This is a genomic window from Luteolibacter sp. Y139 (genome assembly GCF_038066715.1).
Taxonomy (GTDB): Bacteria; Verrucomicrobiota; Verrucomicrobiia; order Verrucomicrobiales; family Akkermansiaceae; genus Haloferula; species Haloferula soli.
This window is the reverse complement of the sequence record NZ_JBBUKT010000008.1, coordinates 21,058-43,490: the sequence shown is the minus strand read 5'-3', so window position 1 is coordinate 43,490 and position 22,433 is coordinate 21,058. Positions and strand designations below refer to the sequence as shown.

Sequence of the window (22,433 nt, the reverse complement as noted above, 5' to 3'; positions counted from 1 at the left end):
TTCGGAGGTCCACCGGCAATCCGGCGGTCTCATGACGACTTTGTGAGAAACTCGGGAGTTGCAGGATGACGCCCGGGCCTGCTTCGCTGGGACCGGATGCGCTTGCTTGTCATTGAAGATCACACCGCCCTGCGCGAGGGACTCTGCCAATTCCTCCGCGAAGCCGGCTACCTCGTCGACAGCCAGGCCACCGGCGATGAAGGCCTCTGGGCCGCCGAAGGCAGCGAATATGATCTCGTGATCCTCGACCTCATGCTCCCCGGCGTCGATGGCATGACCATCCTCCGGCAACTTCGCGCCCAAGGGAACCCGATCCACATCCTGGTCATCAGCGCCCGGGACGGGCTGGAAGACCGGCTGGAAGCGCTCGATGCCGGCGCGGATGACTACCTCGTGAAGCCCTTCCCGCTCGCCGAGGCGCTGGCCCGGACCCGGGCCCTCTTGCGGCGCAGCTTTGGCAAGAAATCCCCCGTCATCGCGATCGGAGACTTGGAGATCGATCCCTCGCGCCGCGGTGTGAAACGGGGCAGCCGCGACATCGAGCTCACCGCCTTGGAATACCGCCTGTTGGAGTATCTGGCTTACCGGGCCGGCGAGGTGGTCTCGCGGACGGAGATCTGGGAGCACGTCTTCGAAGACGGCAGCGGCGGCAGCAGCAATGCCGTGGACGTCTACATCGGCTACCTCCGCAAGAAGCTGAATGCCGCGAAGGAGCCGGACTTGATCCAAACCCGGCGCGGCCAAGGCTACGTCCTCGAAGTATCGAAGCCATGAGCATTCCCTCGATCCGTCGTTCCCTGCGGATCCGCTGCGGCATCGGCATCGGACTCCTGCTGGCGCTGCTCTCGGAGGGCGTCTACCTGATGATCCGGCAGAGCCTCTATCAGGAGCTCGATGACTCGATCCGGGATACCGCTGCCATCCTCGCGAACCAGGTGGAATTGGAAAACGAGGCGATCAACTACGAGTGGCAGGAAGGCATCGGCACCAACCGCGGCTTGACCGAGGACACGCTGTTCCAATTCTGGGACAAGGTCCACGGCACCACCACGCGTTCACCGGCCTTGGGCCACCGTGACTTGCCGCGGTTCACTGGCGTCGATGGCGCGCCCTTGATGCGCAGCCTCCAACTTCCCGATGGTCACTACGCGCGGGCCGTGGGACTGAGGGTCTATCCCTTCGTGCTGCAGGACGAAGTGGATGCCATGACGAAGCGGGGCAATGTCATCGATCCGAAAACACTTCCCCAGGTCCTGGTGGTGGCGCGCGATGGCGAACCGATCCGCCGAACGCTGGAGCGCCTGCGATGGATGCTCGCCGGAGGTGGAGTTCTCACCCTGGGCATCGGCTTCGCGCTCATCGACCGGGCGATCCGCTCTTCGCTGCGCCCCATCCACCAGCTGTCCTTGCAAGTGAAGGATCGCGCCGAGCACCGGCTGGATGAACCGCTGGAGCTGCCCGAGGCATTGCCCTCCGAACTCACCAGCCTGGCCACGCACTTCAATGTCCTGTTAGAGCGGGTGGCGTTGATCCGCCAGCGCGAGAGGGACTTCATCCGCCACGCGGCCCACGAGCTGCGGACACCGATCGCCGGCCTGCGGGCGACCACGGACCTGGCCCTGTCCCAGACACGCGATGCCGCCTCCTATGCGACGCATCTGATGACCTGCCAGAAGACAGCGGACGAGCTGGGTGAGCTGGTGAAGCGCCTTTCCGCCTTGGCGAGGATCGGCCAGCCATCAGGTGCCACCTCCCACCAGCCGGTGGATCTCACGCACCTGCTTCGCGAGTGCTCGGAACCATTCGCCCACCGTGCCCGGGAACGTGGCTTGGAGATAAAGGACGAGCTCGGCAGCGAGCCGCTCCTGGCACCCGCCGATCCCGCACTCTTGCGGATCGTCTTCAACAATCTCCTCGATAATGCCGTCTCCTACGCGAGCGATGGCAGTGAGATCCGCCTCACCGGCCGTCACACGGAGCGCGATATCGAGATCTCCGTTTCCAATCCTGCCGAGGACTACAACGGTGACGTCGAACGTCTCTTCGAGCCGCTGTTCCGCCGCGAATCCTCGCGTCATGATGCCGCATCGCATCTGGGAATCGGCCTCACCCTCAGCCGTGATGCGGCCCACGCGATGGGCGGCACGCTCTCGGCGGAAAAGTCCGGCGATGGCCTCCGCTTCACGCTTGCGATGCCCGCCGCGGACTGAGCGTCACGAAGTGAACGATCACGCCGGTGATGGCGACGATCCCCAATGGCAGCACGCCCTCCAGCAGGCTGGCCCCCACCCACCAGTGTGCGGATTCCGGCAAGCCGACCACCGGCCACGTGGCCGCCTTGAAAAGACCGACACCCACGATCCAGCCGAAGTGAATGCCCAGCGGCAGCCACAGGGAGGCCGTGCGGTAGCGGGCGTAGGCAAGCGTCCCACCGACCATCGCCAGCAGCGTGAAGCGTGAGATGAGCGACAGCGGCTCGGCATATTGGCTGAGGATCATGCCTAACAACTCAAAGCCTGCACCAGCCGCCCCGGGATTCACGATCTTGACTCCGTCCGGTGGCTTCAGGAAATGGACGAACGCGAACAGAAGCGACAGCAGCACGATCGCCGGCACCGCTTTCAGAGCCCGCAGGAAGATCCCTAACAGCACCCCGCGGAACAAGGTCTCCTCGATCAATGCCACAATCATCGCCCCGGGCAACACGGTCTTGAACGCCTTGAGCAGCTCGACCCTGCCCACAAACTTGTTCGGCACCCCTTGCGTGGAAAACGCCGCGTCCTTCCACACGAAAAACCCCGCCTGCTCCATGCCCCAGCCGCCAAGCAGCAGTAGACCCGCACCGAGCAGGAATCCCATGCCAAGCTGCCGCCAGCCCCGCGGATTCCGCCGCAGCGGCTGCCCCTGGTCCAGCACCACGCTCTCGTCCGGGCGGCGCAGCGACCACGGCGTGTCGCGATAGCGGACCCCTGTCTGACCGGCACGCAGCCAGCGGGTCAGCGGGAAGATGAGGACCAGCGCTGAAAGCAGGGTGCCACGGTTGAAGAACGTCGGGAAATCCGCACGCCCGGCAGCGGACGCCAGGAACTTGAGCGGACCGGATGCCGGCTTGGCCTCAGCCAGGTTCTTGCCAGCCTGATAAAGCCACGGGGCCAGCAGCGCGCCACAGGCGAGCGCGGCAGCCACATAGGCGAAGATTTTCAGGACATCGGTTGGTCTCCTGGGCACGGGCCGGAGACTGCTTTCCCCGCCGGACATTCCAAGCCCCGTTTCGCGCCCGGGCTCCTTTTCCGGCGACCGGCTCAGGCTTGGGCGGCACGCTTCCGCGAGGCGCTCTTCTTGATCGAGTGGACCACCAGACTGAAGGCACCTGCACCGGCAAGCAGGATGGCGCCGATGATCAGGCGGCCGGAGCCGGTTCCACCGCCGTAGAGGTAGCCCTCATACATGAAGAGCAGCGTGGTGATCACCACCCACGTGCAGCAGGTGCTGTAGTCCTTCAGGATCACTTTCCCCCATTGGAAAGTCATCCCGTCGGTGGCTCCGCGGAGCCTGGAAAGTTTCAGCCGCCAGCGTGGAACCTCACGGCAGTATTGCTCGAATTCCTCGCCGAACTTGTTCCGCAGGAAGCGTTCCTCGGTGAGCACGATCGCCTGGTAGGAGACCAGCGTGAACAGGCCCGCGATCAGGTAAACCATCGGATGATTGTGGACCACCAGAATGCCGGCGGCGGCCAGCAGGTTGCCGACGTAGAGCGGATTGCGCGTCACCCCGAAGATCCCCTTGGTCACGAGGGTATCGGCGTAGACCTTCTTGTTCAGGCCACCGCGCTTGATGTAAGCGAAGCCGATCACCGCGCCGCGAATGATTTGGCCGAGGGCGCAAAGGCCGATGCCGACGAGGTCGAGCCGCAAATCGCTATCCAGCGTGCCCCCGTAAAGCACCGGCGGAAAGATCACGAACAGGATCGCCAGGAACACCGGAAAGACGGTGTTGCGATATTTGAAAAGGAAGCTGCCCCAGAGGTAGACGAGGTTCATGAGAGGGCCGCGATTATTTCAGGGCGATCACGCCGGTAAAGTTATACCAGCGGAAGAATTCTTCCACGCAGTGGAAGCCGCTCTGCTTCAAGAGCGCCGAATTCTCCTCAGGCCGATAAGGAATGAGAACGTTCTCCAAGGCCTCGCGCTTCTGGGAAATCTCGATGTCCGAGTAGCCCACGCGCCGCTTCATGTCGTAATAGTTTTTAATGAAGAGGCGGTTCAGGACGGTGTTCTCGGTGGTGATCTTTTCGACCAGGATCAGGCAGCCGTTCTTGTTCAGGCCGTCGTAGATGCGCTGGATCATGCGCTCGCGGTAAAGCGGGCGGATGAACTGGAGCGTCAGGACCAGCATCACCACCGACGCGTTCTCGATGACCGGGGTTTCGTGGAGGTCGCCATGGATGAGCTGGATCGGGCGAGTGGTGCCGGAGCGTTTGATCTTGGCGGTCGCTTCCGCGAGCATCGGCGCGGAGTTGTCAACGCCGATGAAATGGATGGACGGGTCGACCTTGCCATCAAGGGCGAGGAAGGTGGTGGCGGTGGAAACGCCGAGGTCGTAGAGATTCGAGCCCGGAGTGGCGAAGTCTGCCGCCAGCTCGCAGCACATGCGCTGGATTTCCGAGTAGTAAGGGACCGAGCGGTCGACCATGTCGTCGAAGACGGCGGCGGTCTCGGAATTGAAGGTGAAATCCGCGGAGCCGGAGCCTTCCTTGGCGAAGACATGATCGAGCTTTTCCCTGGCGGGAGCCGCGCTTTCAAGGCGGCGTGGAAAGTGAGCGATGTCGGCAGCAGAAGAAGATTCAGGAGTCATGTGTGGTAGCGCACAGAGCCGTGCGAACCTTACCGGACGGTTCATGAGAGATTGATGAGCCAGCTCCTTTGAACGACTCCAAAGCGAGCGCACGTGACTCACCGGTTTCTCATCTTCGGCCTGCTACCAAGTGCGGCAGATGTCCGCGATCCGGCGCGGCATCGCCACTCTTGTCATCCCATTTCGGTTGTGTGAAAGCGGCGGCGTCAGTCGCGCATCTTGACGGCGTCGCCGCTCTCACTCTCATCCATCAGGGAAACCGGTAGCCCGCCCCGCGCACGGTCTCGATCAAGAGCGGCTTCGACGGGTCGGCTTCGACCTTCTTCCGCAGGTTCAGCACATGCTGATCGACCGTGCGCGACTCCGGATAGTATTCGAGGCCCCAGCACTCATTGAGCAACTCGTCCCGCGTCACCACCTCGCCCCGGCGCCTGGCTAACAGGGCAATGAGCTTCACCTCGCGCACCGTCAGTTCGATCTCCCTCTCCCCCTGTCGCGCAACGAGGCGCTTCGGAAACACGCTCCAGCCTCCGAACGAAAGCTCATCCCCCTCACCCGGTTCCTCGTAACGGCGCAAGACCGCGCGAACCCGCGCCAATAGCTCGTGCTTTCCGAACGGCTTCCTCAAGAAATCATCCGCCCCGAGTTCGAGTCCCAACACCACGTCCACCTCCTCCGACTTCGCCGAAAGGAACACCACTGGCGTGCGGCGGTCCTCACTACGGATGCTACGACAAACCTCGTAGCCACTCGCATGCGGCATCATGATGTCCAGCAGCACGAGGCCGGGACGGTGGCTTTTCCAGAGCTTCAGCGCCTCGCGCCCATCGCGGGCGGCGAGCACCTCGTGACCATCATTCTGGAGCAGCTCCGTGAGCGCCTCGCGCGTTACGGCATCGTCTTCGGCAACGAGTATGGTCATGCGTGGCTCCTTTCCCCCATCGGAATCACAAGACGGAATTTCGCGCCGCGCTTGGCATCCATCAGATCCAGCCGTCCGCCCATCCGCTCGGCGAGTTCACGGCTGATGGCCAGGCCGAGCCCGGTGCCGCTGACGCCTTCATCGACGCGGCTGCCAGCTCGTTCGAAGGGCTGGAAGATGCGACGGCGTGCATCGGGTGGCACTCCGGGCCCATCGTCCTCAACTTCGATGAGCAGGGTGCTGGCCTCGACGGTGAAGCGCATGGTGGCGCGAGCTCCTTCACCGGCGTATTTCTCGACGTTCGAGAGGAGGTTGGAAAGGATCTGCGAGAGGGCATCGCGATCGAGGCGGAGTTCCTCGTCGGGCACCTCATCATAGTCGCATACGATGGACTTGCGCTGGAAGAGCGGAGCGAAGTTCTCGCGGACTTCACCAACCACTTGGCCGACATTGCAATAGGTGGCGTGAGACTCGGCGGTACCGCGTTCGATGCGGGCGAAGGCGAGGACGTTATCGACGATGCGCGAGAGCCTCGATGTCTCCTCGCGGATGAGGCCGAGGCGACGGCGGACCTTGGCATCCTCGACCGGCAAGCCATCGAGAGCGAGGTCGGTATTCAGCAGCAGATTTGTTAGAGGCGTGCGGAGTTCGTGAGAGACGCGGTTCACGAAGCTTACCCGCTCTTCCGCCAGGCGGATCGCCTTCCGCTGCCACGAGGCGACTGCGACCGCTCCGCCGATCAGCAGAGCGGAAATGGAGAACGCTCCGGCAAGGACGGGCATGCGATAGCTGACAACCGTTCGCACCGGATAGTGGCGCATCAATGCCCAATCGCCAAAGCGCGAGACGTGGCGTAGGATTTCATCCGGCTTGCCCGTGGGATTGGGTTCGCCGGAGGTGTGCCATGCCTTGCCAAACGGGCTGGTCCATGTGAGCGAGCCCGCTTCATCCTCAGGCAAGATGTTCCGCTTCGCCAGGTCTTCCAACACGAGCGGCACGGCTGCCACCGGATCCAATTGAAGGACGACGGCATTGCGGCCATTCGCCATGCGCCATGCCAGCGGACGCCCCGGAGTCTCGATCCAGCCGGAACCCGAGGCCATGTCCTTGTCGGAGAACTTCCACTCTCCCGGTTCGCCCTTGGCCTGGCGATCGAGCACCGGCCGCCACTCGATGGATCCGCCATCAAAACGTTTCTGGGATCGCTCCGGGTCATTGAAGTTCGGATTGAGCCACGAGCACTGGACGACCCCCGCGACACGGGAGTCCTCAGCATCCATGCCGCGACCCAACATACGCTCGGCCTCGCTCGCGATCGCCTGCTCCCAGAACTGCTCCATGGCATCAATCCGGCGGACGACCTCGCGGAAGGAATCGTCCACCCGGTTGCCCGGCGGCTTCTCGGCGAAGTGCTCCACCTTCCGCGCCATGACGATGCCCGCCCCTGCCACCATGGCAGCCAGCAGGGCCGAGACCGCGAGGGTCCAGGCCCAGGGTGGAGGAGCGTTTCGCATTCCAATCATCACATCATTCGATCAGGTGGATGTCACTCGACTTTGACGAAGGCCAGCACGACGCGGCTCGGGTCGAACTGGCTGTTTTCACCGAAGGCGGAGCCGCTGCCGACGAGCATCCACTCGCCCCGCTTCAGGCGCAGCGAGGTATTCCAATTGTTGCAGGAGAAGAGGGGCATGGTGATGTCTGGCACCCACTCTCCATCGCGCAGAATCCGGTGATGAACCGAGAAGCCGCCGTGCGCCACGCGGTCGAATGCCAAGTTCAACAGGGGACCGCCTTCATCGGACTCGATCTCGGTATCGAGAGATCCGCCCACATTTCGTGTTTCGAAGGCGGTGGCCAAAGCGAATTCCCACTGTGTGGATTTTCCGTCAGCTCCGGGTTCCCGTTTTCCGGGCTCGAACTCGGTGGGGTAGATCACTTCCTTGATGTCACTCAGCGACGTTCGCGTTCCATTCCGACCTCCTCCCGAGATGTTGCGGAGGATCTTGACCTTGCCGTCCTCGTTCCATGTCTCGAGGGCTTGGTCCAGTTCGCTGGAAGCGGTGGCGAGGTCGCGGCCTTGGAGCCAATCGGAGAAGGCGAGGTGGTCGACCGAAATGATTTTCCCGGAAACGTGGTAGTCGGTTGGCAAGGGGTCGCTGCTTCCGGGAGTGCTTCCGGTCATGTCGCTTCGGACGAAGATCAGACGCAGGAGACGATTTGCGGGCAGGGGCGTGGGAGCTTCGCTCGCGGATTTATCGTCTGGCGATTTTTTGACGATGGGCTCGGGGAGGTCTTCATCAGCGCGGAGGGCGAGGTAGATCTTTCCCGCCGGATAGCTCGGGGGGGCACTCTTTCTGTGGCGCTGGAACAACTCTGCATCGAAAGTGTCATCCGGGCTATCCTCCCTTGTCCACGGAGCGTGGCCGGCAAAGAAGACGCGGAAGTTTGGAACGAAGATGTCTCCAGGCTGACTGCTCTCTTCGCTTACCTTGTCGGGCACGCGATGAGGCAGCATGATCTTACAGAGCTCGGCCTTCTGGCGGATTGTCAATTCGCCCTTTCTCTGGACGGCGTCTCCATTGCTGCCATAGCCCATGTTCCGGGTTTCGAAGGAGGTGGGCCCTGCCCACTCCTCGGGCGATGACGGTGGGATGTACTCGGTGGCGTAGATTTGCTCAAGGGTCGACTCATTGCGGAACACTCGTCCCACGGTGCCAGCGCTGAGAGCCGAGTGATCCAAAGTTGCCTTTCCTTCATGGATCCAGCGCTGAACGGCGGCACGGAGCTCGCTGGCATCCTCCTTCGTGGGATTGCCGGCGAGCCATGAGTCGAGCAGGTCTGCGGGGACCAGCACGTGCTCGGTCAGGGTGAGGAAGCTATCGCCGCTGGGGCCGAGAGGGGCTTTTTCTTCCTGTTGGCCTAGGTAGGGATTCGCTTCCTGTGCTGGGCAGGGCGCGAGCAAAATCGCCAGGGACAGAAGCACCGATGAGAAAATGGTTTTCATGGGTAGTTGGGGTTCGGTGGTTTCGTGCTTCTGTTAGTCGACCTTGACGAAGGCGAGCACCGCGCGACTGGGATCGAGTTCGCCCTTTTCTCCAAAGCCGGAGCCGCTGCCGACGAACATCCACTCTCCTTTCTTCACACGCAGCGAAGTCAGCCAGTTATTTTCGGAGAAGCGGGGCATGGTCATATCCGCGATCCATTCCCCATCGCGGAGGACCCGATGATGGACGGTGTAGCAGCCGAGGAGAACGCGGCGTAAGGACAGGAGCATCACCGGGTCACCGGCACCTGGGGAAATTTCCGTTTCGAGGCTGATGCCGAGGTTCCGTGTTTCGAGATCTCCCGGGACGGCGAGGCCCAGCTGGGTGGACTTTCCATCGGCCGAGGGCTCGCGCTTGCCGGGCTTATAATAAGTGGGGTATTCCAGTTTTTTGATATCCTCGAGCAAGGTTCTGGTTCCGTTCCGGACGCCACCGGTCAGGGTGCTGATGAGGTTGACCTTTTCATCTTCGTTCCATGTCTCGATGACCTCGTTCATTTCCTTGGCCGCTGTTGCCAAGTCGCGGCCCTGAAGCCAAGCGGAGAGAGTAAGGTGATCCACGGAGACAAGCTTCACGGAAAGCTGGTAGTCCGCTGGAAGCGGCTCGGTACTCTCCGGTGGGCTGTCGATCTTGTCGCTGCGGACGAAGATCAGGCGTACCGGGCGATCCTCAGGGAGGGGATCGGCGGCTTCATCGTCACGCTTCTCCTCAAGTGGCCATTTGATGGCGGGCTCGGGGAGATCTTCATCGACGCGGAGGGCGAGATGGGTTTTTCCCGCTGGATAGCTGGGGCGGGTTTTGGTGCGGGGAGGCGGGCTCGCTGATGCGAAGGGGTCGTCGGAGTATGACTCGTCGAAACCGGCGAGAGCCTGGTGGGTCGCGATCGAGCGGAACCGGGGAATGAAGATATCGTCGGGCTGGCGAGTCTTTTCGCTCACCCGATCGTAGGCGCGATGGGGGAGCATGCGGACGAAGTAGTTTTCGGCGCGGACCACGAGTTCGCCTTGCTCGCGGACCGAGTTTCCATCGATCGAGTAGCCGCAGTTCCGGGTCTCAAAGGATGTAGCGAAGGTCCAATCCTCAGGGGATGGAGAGGGCATGTACTCGGTGGCGTAGATCTGCTCGACGATCGATTCGTTGGCAAGCGACGGCCCGACGGTGCCGGCGGTGAGCGCGGTGGAATCGATGGTGGCGGTGCCTTCCTCGATCCACTTCTGGGCAGCGGTGCGGAGTTCGCTGGCGTCCTTTGCCATCGAGTGGTTGGCGAGCCATGAGTCCAACAGGTCGGACGGAACGATGATGTGCTCGGTGAGGGTGAGGAAGCTATCGCCGCCGGGGCCGGCGGGGGCTTTCGGTGCGGATTGGGTGAGATAGGGATTTTCTTCCTGCGCAGGACAGAGCGCGAGGGGTATCGCCAGTAAAAGCAGGACCAATGAGCGGATGGTTTTCATGCGTTGGGGCGGAGCGGATTCATGCTCCGTGGCGATGGAAGCCATTCTTGGGAATGCGTGCGCCAAACGGCGATCAAACTTGTGCAAAATGTTCGCAAAATGCCCCTTGTGCCGGAGCGTTTCCGCGACCATTCCATGGTGCCAGCCGGACTGAGCCTCCCTTCCCATGAAACGCTACCACCCCGTCCACCTCGCGGAGCTGCCGCCAATCGCCTGCTGCTGCGGCACCACCCGGCGGGCCTTTGTCGATCTGCCGGACGCCCCGGCCTCCGCGCACTACCTGGAAGTGAAGGATGAGCCGACCAGCCACTACCACCTGAAGACCACCGAGATCTATGTGGTGTTAGAGGGCGAAGGCTTCCTGGAACTCGATGGCGAGCAGGTCCCGGTGAAGCCGCTCAGCGCGGTGATGATCCGGCCCGGTTGCCGCCATCGCGCGATCGGAAAAATGAAGATTCTCAACATCCCCGTGCCGAAGCACGACGACGCCGACTTCTACTACGACGAAGCCGCGGCGAAACCCGGTGAAACACCTGTCCATTGAACGAGTGAGCGCGAATTCGAATCCCTACGAAACCGAGCGCCTGCTCTCGGAATACCTGCTCTTCCACTACGGCACCGCTGAAGAGATCCTGCCCGGGTCCGCTCCCGCCGGCATGCGGGACGCACTCGACTTCGCGGTGCGGACTACCCGGCATTTCTCACCCGGCACGGTGGAACGCACGCTCGACCTCGGCTGTGCGGTGGGCCGCTCCACCTACGAGATGTCTCGTAGTTCGCAGGAAACGCTCGGCATCGATTTTTCCCAGAACTTCGTCCGCGCCGCCGCTGCGATGGCAGGCGCTCCCCTGCCCTACGCCCGCCTCGATGAAGCCCACAAGCGGACGCCCCTGCTCGCGCGTCTGCCGGAAGGCCTGCCGCCGAACCAGGTTCGCTTCGAGACTGGCGACGCGATGAACCTTCGCGCCGACCTCAAGAACTTCGACCGTGTGCACGCTGCCAATCTGCTGTGCCGCCTGACCGAGCCGGATCGCTTGTTAGAACGGTTGCCGTCATTGGTGCGCCCCGGTGGTGAACTCGTGATCGCCACGCCCTGCACCTGGCTCGGCGAATACACGCCACCGCAGAATTGGCCCCAGGGCAGCACGCTGGACTGGCTGAAGGAGAAGCTCGGCGGACATTTCGAACTGATCTCGGTGAACGACGAGCCCTTCCTGATCCGCGAGACCGCCCGGAAGTTCCAGTGGACCGCCTCGATGGTCACGGCTTGGAAGCGACTACTTTCGTAACAGCGGATGCCCGCCCTTCGCCTCCGTCACATGCGGCGGCCTCAGGTAAGCCGGCTGCACCGGCAGCGCTGCCAGCCTCGCCCGTTCCTCCGCTGAAAGCCCCAGCCACGCCTTCGCCAAAAGCGCCGCAGTCGGCTGCTCCAACAAAACCCGCTCCGCCAGATCCCCCGGCAGCCCGACCTTCCCCACCGTCTCCAACGAAAACACCGCGTGCCCCCCCGATAAAACCCCGCGGATTTCCTCCGCCAGCTCCTCCACGCCGCAAAGCTCCGGCTCCTCGCCAAATCCCGCACGCCACGCGCTCCCGCGCCGGGCATCCCCCACCGCCAGCGCCCCCGGTCTCGCCGACGGCACCGCCACCAGCGAGCTGAGCCCCACGGCCGGGCAGCCATGTACCAGCGCTACACCTTGGCCCGCCGCGATTCCCACCCGGGTGCCGCTGTAGCTCCCCGGACCGGTGCCGATCACCACCTCGGCCAGCGATTCGCCGGTCTCCAACACCGCCAGCGCCCGCTCCAGCGGGGCAAACAGCAGAGCATTGTGGCTGCGGTCGCCGGTGAAAGTCTCCTCGTGGACCACCGCGCTGCCACGCAGCAGGGCCAGCGAGGCACGGGGAGTGCTACTTTCTATGAACAATCGGGCGGCGTCCGGCACGCCCCCGAGCATCCGGAAATCCGCCCGCCCCGCAACCCGCAATCCAGCCCAGACCCTTTCCCCACCGGCCATTCTGCCCCACCGCGGATTCTCCCCTTGCCAGCCCCCCAGCGGACCCGCTTTCTTCCGTGCAAATTCAGCACCCGTACCCGACCCGTAACCCCTGCTTTCCATGACCGACTACGCCAAAGGCCTCGAAGGAGTCATCGCCAATGAATCCGCCCTCAGCAACGTGGAGGGTGCCGAAGGCCGCCTCAGCTACCTCGGTTACAGCATCGAAGATCTGGTCGAAAACTGCACCTACGAGGAAGTCGTCTACCTCCTCCACCGCGGCCGCCTGCCGAACCGCGCGGAACTCGCTGATGGCGAAGCCCGCCTGCGTGCCGAGCGAGGCCTGCCGGATGGCGTGATCGATTTCCTCAAGGCCGCGCCAAAGGACGCGAACCCGATGGATGTGACCCGCACCGCGGTCTCCATGCTCGGCCTCTACGACAAGCGCGCCACCATTGGCACGCCGGACCTCGAGAAGGACTCCGCCATCGCGCTCTCCATCTGTGCGAAGATCCCGACGATCGTCGCCGCCTTCCACCGTTTCCGCCAAGGCCTGGAGCTGCCGCCGATCCGCACCGACCTCAGCGAAGCCGGCCATTTCCTCTACCTGATCACCGGTGAAGCCCCGACCGACGTCGCCACCAAGACCCTCGACGTCGCGCTGATCCTCCACGCCGACCACGGCATGAACGCGTCCACCTTCTCGGCACGCGTCACCGTCGCCACCCTCTCTGACATGTATTCGGCCGTCACCTCGGCCATCGGCACCCTGAAAGGCCCCCTTCACGGCGGTGCCAATGAAGGCGTGATCCACATGCTCCAAGGCATCGGCGAGCTCGATAAGGTCGATGCCTGGGTGGAGGAGCGTCTCACCCGCAAGGAGAAGATCATGGGCATCGGCCACCGCGTCTACAAGGTGCTCGACCCCCGCGCCCCCCACCTCCGCAAGCTGGCGGTGCAGCTCACCGAGGAACTCGGCGAGCCGAAGTGGATCCAGATGTCCGAGCGCATCGCCGAAATCATGCGCGACCGCAAGGGCCTCAACGCCAACGTCGATTTCTACTCGGCCACCGTTTACTACTCGCTGGGCATCCCGACCGACCTCTTCACCCCCATCTTCGCCATCGCCCGCGCCTCCGGCTGGACTGCGCAGGTGCTGGAGCAGCTCCGCGACAACCGCCTGTATCGCCCGCTGACGCTCTACACCGGCCCTCAGGGACCGCTGCCGATCACCCCGATCGACGAGCGCTGAGAAGCGGCTGCACGAAACATCAGATCATAGCAGAACGGCGGACTTCACTGTCCGCCGTTTTCTTTACTGGGAACGCGGGATTCATCCCGCTCGGCCGGTAGGTTCGCCGGATACTTCGGCACCCCGCCGCAACTACTCCTTCAGCTTGATCCTCAGTTCACCTGGGGAAACCGTCATTTCCTCAATCCCGGCGATCCTGCCACCTTTCCCGCCGAGGATCTCGCGAAGGATATCCCTCCCCTTGAGCTGGCCGAGCCACTCGTTCGGCAGGGAAACGCCCCACAGGGTGAAATCATCCAGCACCAAGCTCGGATTGCCCTCCGCGGTCTTTACGATGAAGCGCGCCCGCGCCTTGAGCTTCTTGCCGCCGACGATCGGCACGTCGGGATCCAGATCCGTCTCATACCGCGCGTGCACCGCGTCGGTGGCGAGTTCCAGCTTCAGCTTTTGACCGAGGGTGGTGTGCTCATTGAGCAGGCCATTGAGCTCGCGCTCGGTAAGCACGATCTCCTTCTTGCCCTTCTCATAAGTCGGCTCACCCGGCTTTGGCGGAGTGGGAGCGCTCCCCTTCTCCACCTGCTGGATCGCCTCCACCTTCTGCTGCACCACCATCTTCTCCTCGGCGCTGAGCTGCACCGGCTTGATCGGACGATTGTTCCACCAGATCACGCCGATGACGGCAACCAGCACGGCGATGATGCCGATCAATACCGGCACGAGACAGGACTTCTTCTGTGGAACAGGAGGCGGCGACGAGGGCGACTCGGACATGGCAAGGGCCAATCTAGCGGGAGATCGCTTTCCCGGAAGGATAATTCCGGGCGGGAATTGGACTCACCTGAAGTTGCGGCCCAGCCACCGAACTCCACTATTCCCATATGCCTATATAGTGGAATTATTGGAGTGATTCTCTCCTCCCGGTCCGGCAGGCAGCGCCCCGCCGAAGCCCCACCAACCTGGCAAAGGACGGATCTGAAAGGCCTACATCCAGTCACAAAAAATCCCCCTTCGCCGGAACGAAGGGGGATCGAAAGAGTGGAGGCGACGGGAGTTGAACCCGTGTCCGAAACGTCTTTAGCACAGGCATCTACACGTTTATCCGACGGTCTGGTATTTCGGAGAGCTTCGGCCCGTCGGCGGCGTTTTCTTTCCTAGGATCCTGTTTGATCTCACCAAAAGGCCCGGTTCCCCGGCTTCCTGGCCAGCCTGCTAAGTGTTCGCCGTCCCCCTCAGTAGGCGTCGGGGTTCAGGCGTGGCTGTCAATTAAGCAGCCAGTGCGAGCTCGTTAGAGTCTGCATTTATTTGTTTTGAACGGCTTTTTAGGAGGCCAGCCGATCAACCTCCACGTGCAGCCAGCACTTTGAACATCCCGTCGAAACCGGTACGCCCCCTTTGCTGACGGCCGGACCATGCCTCCTGAGAGCCCGCCGCGCAAATGGAATTTCCATGGCCGGATTCCATCGTCAGAGTCGAGCCGTGAAGGTGTGCCACTACCCCGTCCAACCCGCACTCTTCGCCGGAGAGTATCCCGGACACGATCACGACGAAGACCTCACAAAAACCCGCCTGCTCGAACTCGCGGCCCGAGGCGTCCTCAACTACATCGACCTGACTTCCGAGGAGGATCGCTCGCTCGGCCTCCTCCCCTACGACCAACACTTCGCCGACATCCACGCTGCGACCGGCAGCCAACCAGTCCGGCATTCGTTCTCGATTCCCGACATGGGCATCCCAGCAGATCCCTCGGTCATGCGAGGCATCCTCGATCTGCTGCATCAGGAAACGAACGCCGGCCGCACCTGCTACGTCCACTGCTGGGGCGGCATCGGCCGCACCGGCACCGTGGTCGCCTGCTGGCTGAAGGAACGCGGAATGGACAGCGACGCCGCACTGGCGGAAGTGCAGCGTCTCTATAGCGCCCACATGGATCCCGAGAAGCAGGCCCGCTACCCGCGCTCACCGCAGCAGGAGGTCCAATTGAGCTACGTGAGGGATTGGCATTAGATAGCCGCGGTGAAGCGAATGGCATTTCCATGGCCGGATTCCATGGCCAGAGTGAATGCCATGATCATCAGTAGCAGCGTGCAGCACTATCAGGTTCACGACCGCCTGTTCGCGGGAGAGTATCCGGGAAGTCTGGCGCCGGAGGTCACCGAGGATCGCCTGAGGTCCCTCCTCGAAAGAGGCGTCCAAACCTTCATCGATCTCACCACGCCAGATGATCATCTGGATCCCTACGAACCGGTCCTGCGCGAACTCGGCGAAGGCCTGAAGCGCCATTCCCATAAGATCCCCGACCTGAGCATTCCGGAAACCCCGCAGGTGATGCGCGGCATCCTCGACCTCCTTCGCGCCGAGCTCGATGCCGGGCGCACTTGCTACGTCCACTGCTGGGGAGGCATCGGCCGCACCGGCACCGTGATCGGCTGCTGGCTGAAGGAATCCGGCCTGGATGCCACCGCGGCGCTCGATGAAGTGCAGCGCCTCTATGCCTCCGGCATGGAAAAGGTGGTTCGCCATCCCCGCTCGCCCCAAACACCGGAGCAGGTCCGCTACGTAAAGGAGTGGCGCTAGCCGTGCGCATTCACCCTTCCATCCTGGGGCTCATCGTCTGCGTTCTGGCGGCTTGCGATCGCAAGCCGTCCGTTGCCTCCCCGGCCGCTCCCGACCACACGCCAGCCTTCTGGATTTGGCACCGGTCGTCGGCTTTGACCACGCAGGAAAAGGACTCCGTGCCGACAGGCGGACGACTCTACCGCCAAATCGCCGAGTTCGGCTGGCGCGATGGATCTTGGTCACCGCGACCAGTGACGGAGGCGAAGGCCCTGTTAGAGAATGAAATCCCGGTAGTCCGCCTCGACCCCGGCCCTGCCGTCCTCGAACGCCCCGACGCCGCCCCGATGCTCGCGAAGTGGCTGCGGCATCACTTCCAAGACAAAGTCCCGCCCTCGCTCCAGCTCGACCACGATTGCTCCGTGCGCCTGCTCCCGCGCTACGCCACCTTCCTCCGCGAGCTGCGCGGCGAACTTGGCCTGAAGGAGATCTCGATCACCGCGCTCGCCGGCTGGATCGATTCACCCGAATTCAAGCAACTCGGCGAAGCCGCGGACGAACTCGTGCCGATGTTCTATGACCTGACCGCCGATCCCCCGCAGGACATCGTCGCCGGAAAGGCGAAGCCCATGGCCGGCTCCGAGGCCGCATCGTGGATCACCCGCTGGAAATCCTGCCGCACTCCATGGCGCGCCGGACTGGCGAACTTCGAGCGACTCACGCTGTTCGAGGCCGACGGCAAGCTCGTCGGCCATCTCAAGCAGTGGCAGCCGGAGAGCATCGCTCGAGCGGACTTTCTCGAAACGCTTCCGCAATTCACCGGCGGCACCGGCTACCGGATCAAACGCGACACGATCCTCTACGGCACGCAGTTGAAGTCATCGCAGCTCCTCGTCTGGCGGGCACCGGACGAAGATAGCCTGCGCGCTTTGATCAAGACCGCATTCGACTCCGGAGCGAGCAGCATCGTCTGGTTTAGCCTGCCCGGACCCGGCCTGCGTGCCGCGCATTCGCCATCGCATCTCGCAGCCTTGGCGCGCGGCGAAGCTCCCGCTCACGGCGTGCATGCGAAGCTCGAAAGCGACGGCCGCATCGTCCTGCGAAACGATGGGCCGGGCGACCTTTCACTGGCTCCCGGCGCTCCACTTCACCGGCTTGAATTGACCACGGATGAAGCCGGCACCTTCACCGCGACAGGGCCCGGTGAGTTCACCGAAATCACCACTCCCCTTCCGCCGAAATTTTCTCACAATATTGTGTTATCTTTTCCGCGCTTGCTCGTAGGTGAAGAAATCGCGAGCGAATCCGGCCTGATCCCCGTGCGGGGTGGCCGTGAACTCCAGTGGTCTCTTGACGACTCCTCTCCCGCTCCACTCCCATGAAACGTCGCGTCCTTGTTTTGGCGCCCCTACTCCTCGCCTGCGGTCCATTCTTCTACCAGGCACCACCCCCGCTCGAAAGCTATCCCCAGCGCATCCCCGGCAAGGGCTGGCGCGATATTTTCGCCGAGACGAAACCCGCACCCGCCGACGCCGCGAGCTCGCTGCAGTTGATCGACGCCTGCGAGGCTCTCGTCGAAGAACTGCCCAAGCTCACCCCAGCGGAGCGGCTCTCCAAGATTGATGCCCTCCTCACGCGCAACCGCGAGGGAGACTTCCGCCTCCGCACCTCGAACCTGCTCCTCGAATTGCGCGAACTCGCCGCCGACGATGCCACCCTCGGCAGTGCCAGCAGCTACTTGAAGTGGCGTCTCGAACGACTCGGAGATCCCGCCGGACTCATCGTCCGCGCTCCGGTCAAGAACTGGGACATGAGCGACGCCGACTTCCAGGCCGCCACCCGCGACTACAACAAGAACCAAGCCGCAGCCTCCGAATGGCTGGACCACGAGATGGCGGCAGGTCCCGCGGTGCTGCACCCCAACCTGATGGTGCAGATCGGTGCCCTCGCCATGGACTACGGTGACTACACCAAGGCCCGGAATACGTTCACGGGAATGATCGGCCTCTTCCCCGATCATCCGCGGACCGAGCCCGCCCGTCTGATGCTCGGGCGCTGCTTGCTCGAGTTGGCGAAGGCGGAGTCGAAGAAACCGCAACTCACCCGTGAGGAACAGGACGGCATTGACGAGCTACTGAAGGAAGCAACCCAAGAATTCGAGTCCTGCGTCAACTCCGGTGGCCGCTTCGCCGCGGATGCGTCCGGTTGGCTCGCCGCCGTGGCTCTGCAGCATCACAATTTCAACGAAGCCCTGCGCCGGCAACTTGCCCGGCTGGATCTACAGCCGACCCGCGAGGTGACACGCTCCGTCCTCCGGGAATGCGACCGGATTTTCACGGAAGTCTTCCAAGGAGACCGGGGCTTCGAATACGCCTACGACGAAGACGGTCGCGTCAGCTATTGGCCCTTCGAGTTGATGGCGAAGCATCCCGCCGTGGCGCGCCTCTTTGTCGGACATGCCCTCGATCCTGAGGCATTGGAAGCCCTGCCTGCCGCCAATGAGAATTTCGAAAGCGACCGCGACACGCTCGATTTCCTTCACCGCCGGATCATTCGCCCCCAGCCGTTGGCCAGGCGGTCGCTGACCGAGCTGGGAGCTGCCATCGTGCAGAGCGGCGGAGTGTCAAAGCCTGACGCGCTCACCCTGCTCATCCTCGGCTGGGCATCCTACCGCGAGGGAGAGGTGGAGCAGGCTCTTGCCTTGTTCGACCAGGCACAGGCGCTCCAACCAGGCGAAGAGATCATCCAGGGCCGGGCGCTGGCGCTCACCGCTCTCGGCCGTCATCGAGAGGCGGCCGATGCCTATGCAGCGCTGGCGAGCAAGTTTCCCGAAAGTCCCATCACGAAGAACTCCGCCTTCGATCACGCCATCGCGCGCTTTCACGCCGGAGAGGCAGGCGAGGCGCTGCTCATGCTCTACGCCATGCAGCCCGAGGGCACCTACCTGCCCACCGCGCCGCTGCATCCGGAACACGAGCCGTCGCAATGGATCGATAGCATCGCGCAGTTCGCGCCGCTGGACCAGCTCGCCGCACCACTGGCGCGACTTCCAGAAGGCGATCCCCAGACGAGGCTCCTGCGGACGATCGTTCGCAGCCGTGCCTTGGCCGCCGAGAACTTCAACCTCGCCCGCCGCTACTTGGATCCAGCGGGCGATACCAATGACGAAAAGCGCTACGGTTTCGGCGAGTTGCCGCGCGGGATCGGCCTCACCGCGGCGATCTGGCAGCAGGAAGTCGAATCCCTCGCCGGTGCCACCGAGTTGTTAGACCAGGCGCCTGCCGATCAGAAGGCGCGCAAGCACCTCCAGATCGCACGCCGGTGGAAGGAGCTGCGCGGTCGCCTGACCTTGCCGCTTCACGATCTCTTCGACTACTCGCAGAGCGAAAACGAAAAGCTCGAGCAGCTCCGACGGAAGAATGCCTCCTTTCTCGGCTTCAAGCCCGAAGCCGTGACCGCGGAACTCGACTCTCGCGATGAGCTTCACCACGCGCTGCGCCATTTCCTCGCCGCGGCGGACAGCAGCGATCCCGATGTGGCAGCGCCCGCGCTGGAGGAGGCCAATGACGCGCTGTTCCGCTTGGCGGAGTTCTCCCTCTATCGTTGCTCACGGGCGGCGGAAACGGACGCCACCGGATTGTCGCGCAAGCTCGTGGAACGGCTGCGGAAGGATTTCCCTGACAGCCCCGAGGCTATTCGTGCGGTCAGGTGGACCTTCACCCCGCCAGCCTTGCTAGGCAGATGGATGCCGGGAGACTACTCGCCGAGCAACTCCGCCGAGGAGATCCGGTCCAACGCGCTGGATCCGAAGCTGGGGCGCTGGCGCGAGTGGAGACCGGACCCGGGAACCGACGAGGGCAAGCGACTGCAGAAGGACTTTGCCAATCTCATCGCTGCTCCGGATCGGGACATGACTGCCATCCGCAAGGGGCTCGCCGATTTCCGCGCTGACTTCAACCGCACCCGCCACCTGCTGGACGAGGGTGACGTGCTCGCTCTGGTCGATGACCTCGATGACCTGACCGCTGCAGCGCAAGTCCCCGCCATCACCCCGGATCTCTTCGGCCGCTACGCCACGCTCCGCCGGGGGAAGACCACGCCTCCTCCTGCTGCCGGCGAATGGGCACCCCTCGCCCCGTGGCTAGCCTTCCTCGACCGCGTCCGACCCGTCCAAGTGGAGGACAATGGCCATACGGAGTTAAGCGATGACACCGTGGAATCATGGGAACGATACCTGCGCGACTTCCCGAACGGGCCGAAATCCGAAGCCGCCTCACTGCGTCTGCTGCGCCTGAAAGTGCGCGCTGCGTACCCGGTTCCCCAAGTGGAAGCCTTCTTCTTTCCCGACTCGCCCATCCCGCGAGGCTACAAGCGACTCAAACCCGCTCCCGAGGCAGACCAAGCCACCATGCGGGCGCTGGCGAAGGAACTGGATGCCCACGAAAAACGCTTCCCCGGCGGTCGCTGCCATTCGGACATCCTCGTCCTGCAAGCTGCGGTCGCAGCGCAATCCCACAACTATCAGGTGGCTCTCAAATCCCTTGCGGAAGTAATAGCCGATCCCTTGCATCCCGAACTGCGGATGAATGCCGCGCTGTATTTCTCCGAGATCTCGCTGCGCTTGTTAGACAAGACCGAACGCCCCGCAGTGGCCGCAGCGTTCCGCTCCGAACACTCCGCGATGCCGCTCTTAAAGAACCTCGTTCACGGGGATACCTGCCTCTTCCGTTTGCGGCCTTTGATGGCGTGGCTGGAAGAATCGTAGCCGCCTGTGATCACAAGTGCCCTTCCTGCACGCCCGGCGCGATGATCTCGTTCGAGAGCTTGTTGTGGAACTCGAATAGATCCGTCCGCCGGTCGGTCACGGGCGTCACGCTGCCACTCAGGCGCGAGCGATAGAGATCCGTGATGTCGAGGTCGGTCACGAGCATCGTCTCCACGTTGGCATCGGCCTCGGCCTGGATGCCATCGCGAGCAAACTCGAAGTCGCTCGGTGTGAACACCGCAGCGCGGCCGTAGTGAATGTCCATCGCCGGCACATCCGGCAAATTGCCCACGACACCTGCGGTCGCGACGAAGATCTGGTTTTCGATCGCCCGTGCCGCCGCGCACAGGCTGACGCGCAGGTAGCCTTGGCGATTGTCCGTGCAATACGGGATAAAGAGGATCTCCACGCCGCGGTCAGCGAGATAGCGCGCGGCTTCCGGGAACTCGACATCGTAGCAAATCAGCACGCCGATCTTCGCCTTAGGCGTCTGGAGCACGATCAAGGAGTCACCACCGGAAATCCCCCACCACGTTTTCTCGGACGGCGTGATGTGCAGCTTCGGCTGGGAGGCGTAGGTGCCATCCGGCTTGAAAATCATCGCCGTGTTTTCCAGACGTCCATCCGGCTGCGGCACCGGATGCGATCCCGCGATGAGATAAAGCCCCTGCTGCCGGGCGAGGCCGCTCATCAGCTCGATGAACTGCTCCGTGTATTCGGAGAGCTTGCGAATCCCCTCGCGCGAGCCGAGCGGTTGCAGCGCGCTGAGCAGCTGGACCGTCAGGAACTCCGGGAACAGCACGAACTCCGCGCCGTAATCTTCTCCCGCGGTCTCGACGAAGTAGCGGACCTGGCTGGCAAAGTCATCGAAGTCCGCAACCTTCCGCATGTGATACTGGACACAGGCGACGCGGACCTTCGTCGATTGCTCGGCGGGCGCCTGATACTCCGGATTGATCCACTCGATCAGCGCCGCGTGGTCGCGCGAGCGATGATCGTGCAGGTAGTTCGGCATGATGCCGCGCACCGCGAAACCCTGCTTGATCTGAAAGCCGAGCACCGGGTCAGGGATTTTTCCGTCCTGCACCTGCCAGACGTATTCCTCCGGCGTTAGGCGGGCGGCATGCTCGTCATAATTCCACAAGCGTGCACCCGCCAGAATGCGGCGAAGATTCAGTCGGCGGCACAGATCGCGTCGGGCAGCATAAAGCGCGGCCCCGATCCCGAACTTCCGTGCATCCGGATCCACATACACATCCGCCCCGTAAAGCGTGTCGCCCTGCGGGTCGTGATTGTAGAAATAGCCGGCATCCGTGACGCCGTCGTAGGTGTGCTTCCGCAGCGGATTGCGCCCCAGCGAGACGATCAACGACGAAGCAGCCCCCAGGATCTTCCCATCCTTCTCCGCAATCAGCTGCCCTTCTGGAAAGACATGAAGGTGGGAGCGCAGATGCTTCTCATTCCACGGCCCACCCGCATCGCTCTCGCGAGGGAAGCAGCGACGATGAAGCGCCAGGATCGCCGGGATGTCGGCAACGGTCGGATTGCGGACAAGAACGGTTCCCAGCTTGGTCTCGTGATCTTTCGGCGGCACG

At 63.0% G+C, this 22,433-nt stretch carries 19 protein-coding genes and 1 other RNA gene; 9 read left to right on the top strand and 11 right to left on the bottom strand.

Features of this window, described 5'->3' with window-relative positions; translation table 11 throughout:
• Positions 1-96 precede the first annotated feature (96 nt).
• Entirely contained in the window at positions 97-774 is a 678-nt protein-coding gene (locus WKV53_RS18905) for a response regulator transcription factor (RefSeq protein ID WP_341406348.1), read from the top strand.
• Positions 771-2,210, top strand: coding sequence for a sensor histidine kinase (locus tag WKV53_RS18900; RefSeq protein ID WP_341406347.1), 1,440 nt, complete (start codon positions 771-773; stop codon positions 2,208-2,210). The genes WKV53_RS18905 and WKV53_RS18900 overlap by 4 nt, the downstream gene beginning before the upstream one ends.
• Here WKV53_RS18900 and WKV53_RS18895 read toward each other — a convergent pair.
• The 7 genes from WKV53_RS18895 to WKV53_RS18865 all read right to left on the bottom strand — a co-directional run bounded on the left by WKV53_RS18895 (position 2,182) and on the right by WKV53_RS18865 (position 10,274).
• Positions 2,182-3,228: a CPBP family intramembrane glutamic endopeptidase gene (locus WKV53_RS18895; protein WP_341406346.1), complete on the bottom strand. Its 1,047-nt coding sequence runs from the start codon at positions 3,226-3,228 to the stop codon at positions 2,182-2,184. The two genes, WKV53_RS18900 and WKV53_RS18895, sit on opposite strands and share 29 nt — an antisense overlap.
• Before the next feature lie 74 nt (positions 3,229-3,302).
• Entirely contained in the window at positions 3,303-4,040 is a 738-nt protein-coding gene (locus WKV53_RS18890) for a methyltransferase family protein (RefSeq protein ID WP_341406345.1), read from the bottom strand.
• Positions 4,041-4,053: 13 nt separating this feature from the next.
• Positions 4,054-4,854, bottom strand: coding sequence for a carboxy-S-adenosyl-L-methionine synthase CmoA (gene cmoA, locus WKV53_RS18885; RefSeq protein WP_341406344.1), 801 nt, complete (start codon positions 4,852-4,854; stop codon positions 4,054-4,056).
• A 250-nt stretch (positions 4,855-5,104) separates the two neighbouring features.
• The gene (locus WKV53_RS18880; protein WP_341406343.1) at positions 5,105-5,776 is read right to left on the bottom strand and encodes a response regulator transcription factor; all 672 of its coding nucleotides are present in this window, start codon (positions 5,774-5,776) and stop codon (positions 5,105-5,107) included.
• Positions 5,773-7,290, bottom strand: a complete 1,518-nt coding sequence (locus tag WKV53_RS18875; RefSeq protein WP_341406342.1) for a sensor histidine kinase — start codon at positions 7,288-7,290, stop codon at positions 5,773-5,775. The genes WKV53_RS18880 and WKV53_RS18875 overlap by 4 nt, the downstream gene beginning before the upstream one ends.
• Before the next feature lie 32 nt (positions 7,291-7,322).
• Positions 7,323-8,783, bottom strand: coding sequence for a hypothetical protein (locus WKV53_RS18870; RefSeq protein ID WP_341406341.1), 1,461 nt, complete (start codon positions 8,781-8,783; stop codon positions 7,323-7,325).
• Positions 8,784-8,816: 33 nt separating this feature from the next.
• The gene (locus tag WKV53_RS18865; protein ID WP_341406340.1) at positions 8,817-10,274 is read right to left on the bottom strand and encodes a hypothetical protein; all 1,458 of its coding nucleotides are present in this window, start codon (positions 10,272-10,274) and stop codon (positions 8,817-8,819) included.
• A gap of 166 nt (positions 10,275-10,440) precedes the next feature.
• On the opposite strand from WKV53_RS18865, the gene WKV53_RS18860 reads away from it, so the two are divergent.
• Together WKV53_RS18860 and WKV53_RS18855 are read left to right on the top strand one after the other, a co-directional pair.
• Positions 10,441-10,818: a cupin domain-containing protein gene (locus WKV53_RS18860; protein ID WP_341406339.1), complete on the top strand. Its 378-nt coding sequence runs from the start codon at positions 10,441-10,443 to the stop codon at positions 10,816-10,818.
• 4 nt (positions 10,819-10,822) lie between these two features.
• The gene (locus WKV53_RS18855; RefSeq protein ID WP_341406338.1) at positions 10,823-11,563 is read left to right on the top strand and encodes a methyltransferase domain-containing protein; all 741 of its coding nucleotides are present in this window, start codon (positions 10,823-10,825) and stop codon (positions 11,561-11,563) included.
• On the opposite strand, the gene tsaB is transcribed toward WKV53_RS18855, so the two are convergent.
• Positions 11,552-12,217 (bottom strand): tRNA (adenosine(37)-N6)-threonylcarbamoyltransferase complex dimerization subunit type 1 TsaB, encoded by a 666-nt coding sequence (gene tsaB, locus WKV53_RS18850; protein WP_341406337.1) that lies wholly within the window; start codon positions 12,215-12,217, stop codon positions 11,552-11,554. The two genes, WKV53_RS18855 and tsaB, sit on opposite strands and share 12 nt — an antisense overlap.
• A 172-nt stretch (positions 12,218-12,389) precedes the next feature.
• On the opposite strand from tsaB, the gene WKV53_RS18845 reads away from it, so the two are divergent.
• Positions 12,390-13,520 (top strand): citrate synthase, encoded by a 1,131-nt coding sequence (locus WKV53_RS18845; RefSeq protein WP_341406336.1) that lies wholly within the window; start codon positions 12,390-12,392, stop codon positions 13,518-13,520.
• A 132-nt stretch (positions 13,521-13,652) separates the two neighbouring features.
• On the opposite strand, the gene WKV53_RS18840 is transcribed toward WKV53_RS18845, so the two are convergent.
• On the bottom strand, positions 13,653-14,291 hold the full coding sequence (locus WKV53_RS18840; RefSeq protein ID WP_341406335.1) for a hypothetical protein: 639 nt from the start codon (positions 14,289-14,291) through the stop codon (positions 13,653-13,655).
• 262 nt (positions 14,292-14,553) lie between these two features.
• Positions 14,554-14,911: a transfer-messenger RNA gene (gene ssrA, locus WKV53_RS18835) on the bottom strand.
• Positions 14,912-14,996: 85 nt separating this feature from the next.
• On the opposite strand from ssrA, the gene WKV53_RS18830 reads away from it, so the two are divergent.
• From WKV53_RS18830 to WKV53_RS18815, 4 genes are read left to right on the top strand one after another with little or no spacing between them, the layout of a single operon-like run.
• Positions 14,997-15,524: a protein-tyrosine phosphatase family protein gene (locus WKV53_RS18830; RefSeq protein WP_341406334.1), complete on the top strand. Its 528-nt coding sequence runs from the start codon at positions 14,997-14,999 to the stop codon at positions 15,522-15,524.
• Between the two features lie 60 nt (positions 15,525-15,584).
• Positions 15,585-16,094 (top strand): protein-tyrosine phosphatase family protein, encoded by a 510-nt coding sequence (locus WKV53_RS18825; RefSeq protein WP_341406596.1) that lies wholly within the window; start codon positions 15,585-15,587, stop codon positions 16,092-16,094.
• A gap of 2 nt (positions 16,095-16,096) precedes the next feature.
• Positions 16,097-17,455: a DUF3142 domain-containing protein gene (locus tag WKV53_RS18820; RefSeq protein ID WP_341406333.1), complete on the top strand. Its 1,359-nt coding sequence runs from the start codon at positions 16,097-16,099 to the stop codon at positions 17,453-17,455.
• Positions 17,452-20,838 (top strand): tetratricopeptide repeat protein, encoded by a 3,387-nt coding sequence (locus WKV53_RS18815; protein ID WP_341406332.1) that lies wholly within the window; start codon positions 17,452-17,454, stop codon positions 20,836-20,838. Before WKV53_RS18820 ends, WKV53_RS18815 begins: the two co-directional genes overlap by 4 nt.
• A 10-nt stretch (positions 20,839-20,848) precedes the next feature.
• Here the strand turns inward: WKV53_RS18815 and WKV53_RS18810 are convergent, their stop codons facing one another.
• On the bottom strand, positions 20,849-22,432 hold the full coding sequence (locus tag WKV53_RS18810) for a GNAT family N-acetyltransferase (RefSeq protein WP_341406331.1): 1,584 nt from the start codon (positions 22,430-22,432) through the stop codon (positions 20,849-20,851).
• Between the last annotated feature and the right edge of the window lies 1 nt (position 22,433).